Below are 12,489 nucleotides of genomic sequence, written 5' to 3'. Positions count from 1 at the left end.
TCTTAAGCATTGTGATCCTGTACGGCTTCGATGGCAGGAAGTTCTTGCTTAGCAGCCTGTTCCGCTAAAACTTCTGCCTTGGCTTCGGCGACAAGATCGCCAACTTGTTCTCCAGCTTCGGCGATCGCCCCTTTCGTTTTTTGATAGAGAACCACCCCTGTTTTAATGGAGGCTTTCGCCACTGGCTTCAGGATCGACGCAACGGCGGGGGCTAATACCACAGCCCCTGCAACAAGGGCGACGGTTTTGAGGGTGCCGTGACGAGTTAAGGTTTGATTGTAGGCACTTTTGACTTGTTCTAACATTGATTTTCTCCAGAATTTCCGCGTTTTCGGTCAACTACTTTGAGGCTTGATGCTCTTGTCTTTATTATGGCATGGCCTAAGTTTTACCTTTATTAATTTTTACTGTGAATTTAAAAAGTTTTTTGGTGTTGTTTACAGGAATTTATATACACTCAATTTGTTGATTTTATTTCGCAAAAAATATTTTAAGTGCCAATATTTAATAACAGAAAACTTTGGTAAACAACAAAACTAAAGATCCAAGCTGTAACAAAGGGAAGGATGATTGAAATAAGTAAATAACGCACTGACTTTGCCTCACCCCAAATAGCACCGAGGGTCGTCAAACAGGGCATATAAATAAGACTAAATAAACAGTAACTAAAACCCTGGGCAAAGGTAATACTATTGCTCAATTCTTGGGCTGTGGCGACTTCACTTAGGCCATAGAGAACAGCCAGGGCTGCAACTTGGACTTCTTTGGCAACAAAGCCAAACAACACGGAAATCGTCAAAAATGGATTAAAACCGAGGGGGGCCATTATGGGCTGAAATAAGCCGCCAATTTGTCCGGCGTAGGTGTCGAGCCCAGTACTGCCTTCTGGAAAGCTCGTAAGCAGCCAAATCAGACTACTGCCAATAATCATGAAAGTTGAGAGACGTACTACAAATTCTTTCATCTCTCCCCATACTCTCAGGGCGACTTGGGTGAGGGTGGGGAGACGATAGGGAGGCAGTTCTAAAACAAAGGGATCCCGCACGGCAAAATACTTAAAACGACTCAAACAAGCGGCCACGATAAAGGCGGTAACAAAACTCATGAGGTACAACACAAATAAGGCGATCGCCCCTTGGTAGCCCGGCATTACCGCTGCGAGAATAAACACAAACACCTGCAACCGCGCTGAACAGAGGGAGAAAGGAATCACCAGCATCGCCAAGAGGCGCATCCCCCGACTCCGCATCACCCTTGTGCCCATAATCGCCGGGACATTACAGCCAAAGCCCATCATTTGCAGCACAAAGGTGCGACCATCAAGGCCCAAACGCCCCATGAGAGAATCCATTAAATAGGCTGCTCTGGACAGATAGCCACTGCCTTCGAGGAAACTCATCACGATAAAAAAGATGGCCACCAACGGCACAAATGATAACAAGGCGGCAAAACCGGCCCAAACCCCATCTAGTAGTAAGTCATGGAGTAGCGTCGGCAAGGGAGACAGGAGCGGTTCTAAAATGATCTTCTGCAGCCAACTCGTGACGGCATCCACCGGATCAGCACTGGGTAAACCGACTGTCCAGATGAGCCAAAAGACCCCAAACATTGAGGTGAAAAAGATCGGTAATCCCCAGACGGAATGCAACAAAATGCCATCCAGTACATTGGTAAAGGTGCGGATAGTGGGCGAGGGCATCTGCAATACCCCTTCAAGGATGGCGTCTACTTCCTCGCTGTGGACGTAGTGGTCATGGAGCGATTGCCTTAAATCCTTAATACGATAGGCTTCTGCCTGTTCATGAACCGTGCGGGTAATGCATTGCAGAACACGGGGACAGCCTTCACCATATTTGGCACTAATGGCATACACGGGAACATTGACCCGTTCGCTGATTGTGGTGGCATCAAATTTGACCCCATAGCGTTTCGCTTCGTCGGCCAGATTTAACACGGCGATCGCCGGCAGACCGAGGGATTTTATTTGCAACAGGAGCCGTAACTGGCGATCAATCTGTGCCGCATTCAGCACCACCACCACCAAATTGACCGCATACTCCTCTAAAAACCGCCGTACCACCTGCTCGTCATCGGAATAACCATTAAGGTCATAAATTCCCGGCAAATCAATACATTCGACGATCTCTTGATCGAGCTTGATCACCGCCCGAAATAAGTCCACCGTCAAACCCGGCCAGTTGGCGATCGCCGCATTGGCTTTAGTGATCCGATTAAAAAACGTCGATTTCCCCGTATTCGGATGCCCCACGAAGGCAATTCGTCGCGTCACATCTTTCCGTTGCGAGTTGATCGGGGTTGCATGGCAATGGTGAACCATCAACTACACCTCAGCGATGCTCACAGAAATATGCTGGGCTTCATCCCGTCGCATGGCAACTTCCGTCGTACTACCAATCCGTAAATGGAGTGGCCCCCCAAGAGCCGCCTTCCGTAAAACCTGAATGGGTTTATCAGGAATAATTCCTAGTGCTTCTAGGCGTGTAATTAAACTTTGACCATATTTACTATCAGAAATTTCACGAACTAGCGCGATTTGCCCAACAGCCAAGTCTAAAAGGGTCATGCTGTTTGTCCTCTTAGCGGATTTAATTTTGAAGAGAATAATAAAAAATATTTGCATTTACCACTTTATAATATTTTTGCATACCGCTAAATCAGTGAAATTTTTTGTAACCTAGACCCAGGTAGTCCAGACCTCGATCACCAAAGGCCTCACTTTCGCAACAAAAAACCCTTGAACTAAAGAAGGTTCAAAGGCTAGTTTGTCTTAGTTTTTCAGCGATCTAAGGGCGATAGAGCGGTTTACAGGAGCGCTTAAGCCATGGATGAGTAACGCAGTGTCCTCAGCTAAATGACCTAAATCACCATCGGGTTATTGAACCGTTTGGTTACGCCAAAGTTCCGGATCGATCGCCACGCCATTGACATAGAGTCCCCAGTGGAGGTGAGGCCCGGTGGAAGCACCACTAGAACCGACGGTGCCGATCGCTTGACCTGCTTGGACAAAATCTCCTTCCTTGAGGTTGCTGGGAATACTGTTGAGGTGTAGGAAAACGCTAATGACGCCCTGGCCATGGTCAATACCGACGGTATTGCCGTGTACTTTAAAACCATTTTTCTCGAAGTCAATCAGGGCCACTTTACCGGCGGCAGGCGCAACCACCGGAGAACCATAGCCTGCTGCGTAGTCAATGCCGCGATGGTAGTAATCTTGGGCAAAAACGCCATTGTAGTAGCGCCGTACGCCAAAAATCGTTGAAACGCGACCACTATTCGGCCGCAGGAAAGGGCCATTCCAATGTTTTGTGGGGGAGACAATAGCTTTGAGGGCGGCGACGCGGTCAAGTTCGTATTGGGTTGCAGGGCCAGAGCCACTGCCAGAAAGGGTAATGCGTTGGGTCGGGAAACGGCGGTCTTGGATCCAAACGGCGAGGTTGCGGGTTTCGTTGCCATCACTCACCTGGAGGAGGGTTTTGCCGTGGGGTTCGAGGGGAGATGTCGGAATTAAAGCTCGGTAGCGATCGCCGGCCGGATCGAGAGGGAAAACAGGGTAAGTATCGGCCTGGGTCGCGCCACTTTTAGTAAAGCGCACCGTTAAAGTATCGGCCTGTTGGGGATCGAGGGTGCCGGGGGGATCAATGATTACGGCCATGCTCTCCCCAAGTTTGGGACTGCTGGGATTGACTGTGACTTGGAGTTGCGGTTCGCTGGTGGCTGATTCTGAAAACCCCACAACTAGGGCAAGGCTGACAACGAGGGGGAGAAAACGGGGGAAAGAAACAGTCATGGTAAATTGCGTTAGGTCAACAGATTAAAGGGACGGATCGCAGACGAAAAAGTTTACCGACAGTTTAAGCTTTGACGTAGGCGATCGCCTGGCGAGGAATCATAAATTCCCTAGTGGAGCTGCGGTCTACGACACAGAGACAGTGGGGATCTTGCCATAAAATTTTGCCAATGATGACATCATTGGTAAGGAGTTTAATCTCCACTTCCCCCTTTACTTTGACGAAGCTCTGGATGCGACGCACACTCGGATAGCCCGTATTAAATTCTGTCATAATGGCGAATTAACTTTTATTGATTAGCTTAACCGACAAGTATGGTGCTGGAATTTACGAAATATCAAGGTCTGGGTAATGATTTTATTCTGCTGGATAATCGCCAGCAAACGACGCCCCTCGTTACCCCGGAGCAAGCCATTCAACTGTGCGATCGCCATTTTGGCATTGGTGCCGACGGTGTGATTTTCGCTCTGCCAGGCCAGGCTGGTGCCGACTATACCATGCGCATTTTTAATTCCGACGGCTCTGAACCGGAAATGTGCGGCAATGGGATTCGTTGTCTAGCCCGCTTCATTGACCACCTAGAAGGGGGAAATCCGTCCGGTAAAACCTACAGCATCCATACCCTAGCAGGCATGATTCGACCCCGGTTAGAAGCCGACGAACTGGTGCGGGTTGATATGGGTGAACCGATCCTCACAGCAACAGATATTCCCACTACCCTCAAAGACAGTAACGCTCAGGCGGTGAATCAACCCCTCGACGTCGCCGGAAAAACCTGGACGGTGACCTGTGTGAGCATGGGGAATCCCCACTGTATTACCTTTGTCGAAGATGTGGCGGCGATCGCCCTAGAGACCATTGGTAAAGATTTTGAGCACCACCCGGCTTTTCCTCAACGGATTAATACTGAATTTATTGAAGTGGTTCGTCCCGACTACATCAAAATGCGGGTCTGGGAACGGGGCGCGGGGATTACCCTTGCCTGTGGGACAGGGGCCTGTGCGTCGGTGGTGGCTGGGGTCTTAACGGGCCATTGCGATCGCCTTTGTACCGTAGAACTACCGGGGGGTTGTCTCCAGATCGAATGGTCAGCGGCAGACAATCACATCTATATGACTGGGCCAGCAGCCATTAGCTTCCAGGGTCAAGTGACCCTCTAGGCTCTTGGGGCGATCGGCAAGCGAAACGAAAACGTCGATCCTTCCATCCAACGGCTTTCAATCTCTAGGGCAGTGCCCATCTGGTTGAGGTAAGTCTGACAGAGCAATAACCCCAGGCCAGTCCCTTTCTCATTGTCGGTGCCTGGGGCTGACAGTTGATAGCTATGGCTACGAATTTTTTTAAGGGTTTCGGGCTTCATTCCCAGCCCCGTATCCCTGACCCCCAATTCCACATATTGACCACTCCGGCGCGCGAACAAGGTGATCGTTTCACCATGACGGGAATATTTCACCGCATTGCCCAGGAAATTACGCAGCACAACCCCGATAAGCTCCAAATTGCCTAGGACTTGTAATTGGGGCTCCATTTCAACTTGTAAGGTCACATTTTTTCGTTGGGCGCAGTCCTGGCACCAGGGCAACACATGGTCGGCGATCGCCTCGACTTTGATCATCTCAATGGGAACCACTTCTGTCTGGAGTTGCTGCTGCGCCCATTGCAACATCTGCATCACCTTCATTTCCGTTTGGTCAAACTTGTTGCAGACTTCGGGAATTAAAATTTCTAGCTCCTCTGGTTCTAGGGCCTGGGCGGCCAAGAGTTCTATCACCGACCGGAAACTAATCAGGGGACTGCGCAGATCGTGGGACAACACCGCTAACAGTTGATCCTTGAGGTTATTGCTTCGATCTAGGGATTGTACTTGCACCGTGAGCAGCTTAATTTTGTTTTGCTTGCGTTTTAGATGACGGCGCAAACGGAGCAAATCTTCTACCTGGTGCGCCAGCATTTGCAGCAGTTCCCGTTCAGTGGCCGTCAATTTACGGGGTTGTTCATCAATTAAGCACAGGGTACCCAGGGGATAGCCGTCCCCAGAGCGGATGGGATGACCCGCATAGAAACGAATGTAGGGTTTTCCAGTAACAAGGGGATTGTCCCAAAAGCGTTCATCGGCCAAGGTATCCGGGATTTCAAAAATGTCTGCCTCTCGAATCGCATGGCCACAGAAGGAAACATTGCGGGGGGTTTCCGTTGCCGTTAAGCCGACCTTCGCCTTAAACCACTGCCGACAATCATCCACAAGGGAAATCAGAACGATTTTGACCCCAAACAGTCGCGCCGCGAGGTTGACAATGCGATTAAATTCAGGCTCCTGGGGGGTATCTAAAAGATCCTGTTGGAACAATGATTTGAGACGTTCTGCTTCATGGGGCAAAGGTTCGGGGGTTCGCATCACTTCAGGATTTCCTTACTGCTGTGAAAAGATTATTTTCTCTCTCCAAGGTACCCAAACTAGAAATATTTTGTGCGCCCCTTGTGCGCCCCTGAAACCTCAAAGGAGTCCTCAAATCAAGTCTCTGTCGCTAGAGGATCACTTTGGCTCAATTTTCAAATGACCTTTCAAATGACCTTTAGAGGGTCGCAAAGGCTGGGGCGATCGCCAAATTACTGGTGACCGTTTGCACATCATCAAGGGCTTCGATCGTGTCGATCATTTTGAGGATCGTTTGGATCTGTACTTCGTCGGTGAGGTTCATTTCTGTCTCCGGGAACCAGCGCAACTCCGCCTCTTTTACCGTAAAGCCTGCATCCTGCAAGGTTTGGTTGAGGTGTTCTAGGTTCTCAACGGCACTGAGGACTTCCACCTCATCGCTGTCTTCGATGGCACTATAGCCTTCTGCTTCGCCGATCAAAGATGCCTCCAGCAGTGCCTCTTCATCAATGTCGCCCGTGAGAGTCACCACACCTTTGTGGCTAAACATCCAGCTCACACAACCCGTTTCTCCCAAATTGCCACCATTTTTGCTAAAGGCAGAACGTAAATCCGCCGCTGTGCGGTTGCGGTTGTCGGTGAGGGCTTCGATCAAAATCGCCACGCCCCCGGCCCCATAGCCTTCGTAACGGATTTCTTCGTAATTGGCTTCGCCATCATTGTAGGTACCCGCTCCCTTGGCGATCGCCCGTTCGATATTTTCATTGGGGATGCCCGCAGCCTTTGCCTTTTCAATGGCAGTACGGAGTTGAAAATTCCCCGCCGGATCAGGGAGACCATGGCGCGCCGCAACAATGATCGCCCGGGATAACTGAGTAAACGTTTTCCCCTTCTTGGCATCAACCCGTGCCTTTTGTCGTTTAATATTTGCCCACTTACTATGTCCAGCCATGGTGAATGCTCAAATCAAATCATCACTGTTGCTTTCTTCTTAAACCATAACAGGCCACCAATACACAGCAGATTTTGAACCTGTCAGTAAAACTTTACCTTAGGTAATCCACCCGAAAGATTAGGTTATCCTGATTGTAATTGACAATTCCTGTATTTTTTGACCAGCGTTGGATGGGGGCACCAGTGAGCAACAACAGTCATAATGAAGCGCATAACTATCAAGATTCCGAGTTTGAAGACGAACTCCTAGAACTGTTTGAAGACCTCGACGCAGAAACCTCTGCCCCCCCAGCGACCGATTTTCCCAAGGAGATCGATCCGAAAGTTTCATTTATCAGCTTCGCAAATAACTTTGAAGAACTTTTAGCCTTCGAGGAAGTGACCTCCCCCCAGTCCCAAACGCCTCAGCAAGCCTCGTCCCAAAACGAAGCAGACCTCGAAGCCGATTTAGAAGCTCTTCTCCAGGATACTGATCCCAACCAACCCTCCGACACAGAAACTTACGCCACCGAGAGCGAACCTTATTTTCCCCTCGAAGATCCCGTTTCCCCGCCCCTCAAACGCCCCAAGGCCATTTCCTCCCAGATCTCCCCGGTCACCAACGGTCAGATCACCTACTACCCTCCCCTAGAGGATCTCGGTCAATACCTAGAAGTGTCACCAAGCTCGTCGGCCAACTCTGTTGACTGGCAAGCCCTCACTCAACTCATTGAACAAAATCCGAGTGTTCCTAGCCCTAGTCCCTCTCCCAAAAAACGCCCCCAAATCACTATTTCCAAACAGACGGACTTTGGTGAATTAGAAGCCCTGCTCCAACAGGCAGACACCATGGGAGGGCCTCCCATTACCACCACCAGCGGCCCTAGTACAAATCGTCAACGCTCCCAAAAGGTCAACAGCTTTGAGCAGACCATGCGGATTCCCGTCAAGCAACTCGATAACCTCAGTAACTTGATGGGAGAACTCGTTGTCAACCGCAATACCCTCGAACAAAGCCAAGAAAAACTCCGGCAATTCCTCGATAATCTCACGGGCCAAGTGCAACGGCTCAATGACATTGGTAGCCAGATGCAAGATCTTTATGAACGTTCTCTCCTGGAGCGTTCCCTGCTGGCCAGTCGTGGTCAAAGTAGTGAATATCACTTTCCCCCAGGTTTCACCGATAAGGCGGATGCCCCCGGTCGTCATCGTTCCCAAGAATATGACCCCCTAGAAATGGATCAGTTCACCGGCTTTCACCTCCTCTCCCAGGAGATGATTGAACTGATTGTGCGGGTGCGAGAATCTTCTTCGGATATCGAATTTCTAGTCGATGACAATGAACAAGTTGCCCGTAATCTCCGGCAGGTCAGTACGCAGCTCCAGGAAGGCTTGACTAAATCACGGATGATTCCCTTCGCCCAAGCAGCCGATCGCCTGGTGCGCCCCGTCCGAGAAATTTCCCTCAAACTCAATAAGCGAGCCTCCCTCAATGTCGAAGGTCGAGAAGTGCTCATTGATAAAATGATCCTAGAGCAGCTCTATGATCCCCTGACTCACCTGATCAACAACGCCATTACCCATGGGATCGAGTCCCCGGAAGTACGCCTCAGTAAAGGTAAGCCTGCGGCGGGGGTTGTCTCCCTCAAAGCCTATATTCAGGGAAATCAAATTGTGATTGCCATTGCCGATGATGGTGCGGGGATGGATTCTGAAGCCCTCGTCCACAAAGCCCTCGAAAAAAACCTGATTACCCCTGATCAATTATCGGATCTCAGTCAACAGGATATTTATGATTTTATTTTTCATCCTGGCTTTACCACCAAGGCGCAGGCCGATGACTTTTCTGGTCGGGGGGTTGGCATGGATGTGGTCCGCACTGCCCTGGGGAGTATTCGAGGCACAATCACCATTGACTCCGCCCTGGGTAAAGGTACAACGTTTACCATCCGGCTACCCCTCACCCTCAATATCTGCCGCGCTTTATTTTGTCTCAATCGCCACGCCCGCATTGCTCTGCCTATGGATGGGGTTGAAGATATGCAAACCTACACCCTCGACCAAGTGGAACAGGAAGGCCGCAGACGTTATATTCGCTGGCGAGATTCTCGATTGCGGGTTTATCCCCTCAGTAATCTATTGACGCTCCAACGACAAATTGGGCGGGGCTCAATTTATGGAGGGGTTGGGGATCCTGACCAAATTCCCGTTGTGATCCTGCGCAGTGCGGGCAATCTCCTGGCGATTCAAGTGGATCAGGTGCTAGGGGAACAGGAAATCGTGATTAAACAGATCGAGGGGCCGATTCCGAAACCAGCGGCGATCGCCGGAGCGACAGTCCTGGGGGATGGCACAGTTATGCCTGTGGTTGATGTGTTAGAGCTGATTGAACTTGCGGCCCAGGGACGGGTCAGGGCCAAGGCTACCACCTGGCAAGATAATCCAGCCTTACACTTGCTAGTGCCAGAGATGGTACAAACGGAGCCCATTGTGTTGATTGTGGATGATTCGATCACGGTGCGCGAACTCCTCTCGATGAGTTTCACAAAGGCTGGCTATCGGGTTGAGCAAGCCCGGGACGGCCAGGAAGCTTGGGAAAAACTGCGGGGAGGCTTACCCTGTGAACTGGTCTTTTGCGATATTGAGATGCCGCGCATGGATGGCCTGGAGCTATTATCTCGCATTCAAAAAGACCCGAATTTAGAAAAAATTCCGGTGGCCATGCTGACATCAAGGGGGGCCGATCGCCACCGACAAATGGCCGCTGAACTGGGGGCGAGTGCCTATTTCACGAAACCCTATTTAGAAGAAGTGCTGTTGGATGCGGCCCAAAAAATGCGCCAAGGGGACGTGTTACTGCCAGGCAGTACGAAACAGCCCACGGTCTCGGAGCCTGGGGACGGGATGGGCGATTTTGAACCCCTAGATGATGCGTCGGTAAAAATAACGGCCCCAAGGATTTTGATTGTGGATGATTCGGTGACGGTGCGAGAATTGTTAGCCATTACCTTCCAAAAGGCAGGCTACCATGTGGAGCGGGCCCGGGATGGAGAAGAGGCTCTAGAGCAGTTGTTGGAAAATCCCGATTTTAGTTTGGTGTTCTGTGATATTGAGATGCCGCGCCTAGATGGTTTAGCGTTGCTCGAAGAAATTCAACAATATCCTGAATTGGCCCATATTCCCATTGCGATGTTGACCTCGCGCGGGGCCGGACGACACCGGAAAATTGCGGCGGCACGGGGGGCAAAGGCCTATTTCACAAAGCCCTATGTGGAAGATCATTTGCTAGAAGCAGCGGCCCGGTTAATGGCTGGGGAAATTTTACTAGACGAAAATGGTAAGGTGGTGGCGTAACTTTGGGCTGGCGATCGCCGTCTATATTTTCATCAATTGTTTTAGGTGTCAGGGGACTCGCCATGGTGCGCAGTGCTAAATTTCAGGGGCAGTGGCTCGGATTGGGGCTATGGATCGGACTTGGACTATGGGGGCCGGGGGCTTTGCCCGGTAATGCCGTTGAGATCGAAGTGGGCATTGTCCAACGATTCGGAGAAGAGCAAAACGATACTTTGACCATCTCCAGTCTGCCGGGCGATCGCCTTGAGGCGGACATTATCAGCGGCGGCCAACAACAGACGCTCCAGACCAATCAAGTCACCCTAGAGGTCGCCCAGCAACCCTTGCCCCAGGCGGAATTAGCGGAATATATCGTCCTCAGTGACCAGGGTACCTTTGAGACGGCAGAGGACAGCGCAAAATTTTGGCGTTCCCTCGGCATTGAAGTAGAAATTACCCAACCCGGTCGCTGGCAAGTGTGGGCGAAACGGGATGTCTACCAAACGCCTCTCCTCCGGCGGTTGTTGCTCCAGGAATTAAAAGCGAAGGGTTACACCACCCCTTATCTCAGTTCGACGGTGCGTACCGAAAAGGCGATCGCCTCCTTTGTGGTGGGGGGGTACCGGTACAATCGGGCCAATGTGACGATCCGTTCGCGCAACGGTTTGTTTAATGTCCAAGAAGATGGCGGCCCAGAAAGTCGCTTTGCCGGGGAACTGAGGCTCCAGCCCAACGCCTACGGCACTTTTACCCTTGTTAATGACGTCGATATTGAGGTGTATCTGCGAGGTGTTGTGCCCCACGAAATTGGCCCCAATGCCCCCGATAATGCCGTCGAAGCCCAGACAATCATTGCCCGCACCTACGCCCTGCGCAATTTACGGCGTTTTGAAGCTGACGATTACGAACTCTGTGCCACGATCCATTGCCAGGTTTATAAAGGTCTCCAGGGCACCAGTCCCCGCATTGACCAGGCGATCACCCGCACCAAAGGTTTAGTGCTCACCTACAACAACGAATTAGTCGATGCCCTGTATTCCTCTACCACTGGCGGCGTAACCGCTTCCTTTAGCGATGTGTGGGATGGGGCAGAGCGGCCTTATCTCAAAGCCGTGATTGATTCTCCGAATCCGGTTTGGGATCTAAAAGGCAACTCCCTCGCCGATGAACAGGCTTTTCGGAAATTTATCGCCCTCAACCAAGGCTTTAACGAAACGGGGCGGACTGTCTTTCGCTGGGAAAGATCCGCCACTCTCCAGGAATTAGCCACGACTCTACAAACCTATCTAGAGCGCACCCAAAATCCCCTCGCGGGCATCCAAACGGTACAAAAACTAGAGATTAAGCGGCGATCGCCTTCGGGACGTGTCCTGGAGTTGGATGTCACCACCGACCGGGGCATTGTCAAACTCCTGAAAAATGAAATTCGCAGTGCCCTGGGGCCGCCCCGCAGTACCCTGTTTTACCTACAACCCAACCTCAATCCCCAAAATCAACTCACGGGCTATACCTTTGTGGGCGGTGGGTTCGGCCATGGGGTCGGCATGAGTCAATATGGCTCCTACAATCTCGCTAACTTGGGCTGGTCAGCGGCGCGGATTCTCCAGTTTTACTATCCTGGCACCACCCTCCAACCCTTGGATGAGTCCATTGTCTTTTGGCGAGAAACCCCCTAGAGATAGGTGGCAACGGCGCGTAAAGAGTCAGGGATGGCGATCGCCTCAGGAAATTCTAAAGTTGTTTCCGAACTGCCGAGGTACCCGGAGGTGGTAAAAGCCATCAACATCCGCCCTAAAGCAACCCACACCACCCGATCAAATTCCCAATCTCCCTGGCGTGGCGTATAGCAAGCAATGGATTTCAACGCCCAAAAATAACTGTTACGCACCACCGAGCCGCCTTTTTTGTAGGGGGGCAGATCATCTTGGTGAATACAGAGAATGTCATCCTGGAGAGCTACAACACGCATAGAAACTGATCAGCAAAACACAGCACAGGCCCATTTTAAATCACCGCAAAATTCTCAAGGTCAAGCCGAGC

11 protein-coding genes are annotated in these 12,489 nt (G+C 50.9%); 3 read left to right on the top strand and 8 right to left on the bottom strand.

The features are described from left to right. Positions 1–2: 2 nt before the first annotated feature. From AWQ22_RS08475 to AWQ22_RS08455, 5 genes are all read right to left on the bottom strand, one after another. Positions 3–305, bottom strand: coding sequence for a DUF5132 domain-containing protein (locus tag AWQ22_RS08475; protein ID WP_065710792.1), 303 nt, complete (start codon positions 303–305; stop codon positions 3–5). 185 nt (positions 306–490) lie between these two features. Beyond that, positions 491–2,338, bottom strand: coding sequence for a ferrous iron transport protein B (gene feoB, locus AWQ22_RS08470; protein ID WP_065710791.1), 1,848 nt, complete (start codon positions 2,336–2,338; stop codon positions 491–493). Between the two features lie 3 nt (positions 2,339–2,341). Then, positions 2,342–2,584, bottom strand: a complete 243-nt coding sequence (locus AWQ22_RS08465; protein WP_065710790.1) for a FeoA family protein — start codon at positions 2,582–2,584, stop codon at positions 2,342–2,344. A 309-nt stretch (positions 2,585–2,893) separates the two neighbouring features. Next, on the bottom strand, positions 2,894–3,808 hold the full coding sequence (locus AWQ22_RS08460; protein ID WP_065710789.1) for a M23 family metallopeptidase: 915 nt from the start codon (positions 3,806–3,808) through the stop codon (positions 2,894–2,896). Between the two features lie 64 nt (positions 3,809–3,872). Next, positions 3,873–4,082 (bottom strand): Hfq-related RNA-binding protein, encoded by a 210-nt coding sequence (locus AWQ22_RS08455; protein WP_062434363.1) that lies wholly within the window; start codon positions 4,080–4,082, stop codon positions 3,873–3,875. 41 nt (positions 4,083–4,123) lie between these two features. Between AWQ22_RS08455 and dapF the strand changes: the two genes are divergently transcribed. Further along, positions 4,124–4,969, top strand: a complete 846-nt coding sequence (dapF, locus tag AWQ22_RS08450; RefSeq protein ID WP_065710788.1) for a diaminopimelate epimerase — start codon at positions 4,124–4,126, stop codon at positions 4,967–4,969. Here dapF and AWQ22_RS08445 read toward each other — a convergent pair. Together AWQ22_RS08445 and AWQ22_RS08440 are read right to left on the bottom strand one after the other, a co-directional pair. Next, positions 4,966–6,204 carry a GAF domain-containing sensor histidine kinase gene (locus AWQ22_RS08445; protein WP_065710787.1) on the bottom strand — a complete coding sequence of 413 codons (1,239 nt, stop codon included), beginning with the start codon at positions 6,202–6,204 and terminating at the stop codon, positions 4,966–4,968. The genes dapF and AWQ22_RS08445 overlap by 4 nt on opposite strands. A 178-nt stretch (positions 6,205–6,382) precedes the next feature. After that, entirely contained in the window at positions 6,383–7,135 is a 753-nt protein-coding gene (locus AWQ22_RS08440; protein WP_065710786.1) for a YebC/PmpR family DNA-binding transcriptional regulator, read from the bottom strand. Positions 7,136–7,308: 173 nt separating this feature from the next. On the opposite strand from AWQ22_RS08440, the gene AWQ22_RS08435 reads away from it, so the two are divergent. Continuing rightward, complete coding sequence (locus tag AWQ22_RS08435) at positions 7,309–10,470, top strand: hybrid sensor histidine kinase/response regulator (RefSeq protein WP_232321552.1); 3,162 nt, start codon at positions 7,309–7,311, stop codon at positions 10,468–10,470. A gap of 62 nt (positions 10,471–10,532) precedes the next feature. After that, on the top strand, positions 10,533–12,125 hold the full coding sequence (locus AWQ22_RS08430) for a SpoIID/LytB domain-containing protein (protein WP_065710785.1): 1,593 nt from the start codon (positions 10,533–10,535) through the stop codon (positions 12,123–12,125). Here the strand turns inward: AWQ22_RS08430 and AWQ22_RS08425 are convergent. Then, positions 12,122–12,418, bottom strand: coding sequence for a hypothetical protein (locus AWQ22_RS08425; protein WP_030006981.1), 297 nt, complete (start codon positions 12,416–12,418; stop codon positions 12,122–12,124). The two genes, AWQ22_RS08430 and AWQ22_RS08425, sit on opposite strands and share 4 nt — an antisense overlap. Positions 12,419–12,489 lie beyond the last annotated feature (71 nt).

It is taken from the genome of Picosynechococcus sp. PCC 7117 (genome assembly GCF_001693275.1).
Classification (GTDB): Bacteria; Cyanobacteriota; Cyanobacteriia; order Cyanobacteriales; family MRBY01; genus MRBY01.
Note: the sequence above shows the minus strand (reverse complement) of the source record. Positions and strands in the feature narration are given on the sequence as shown.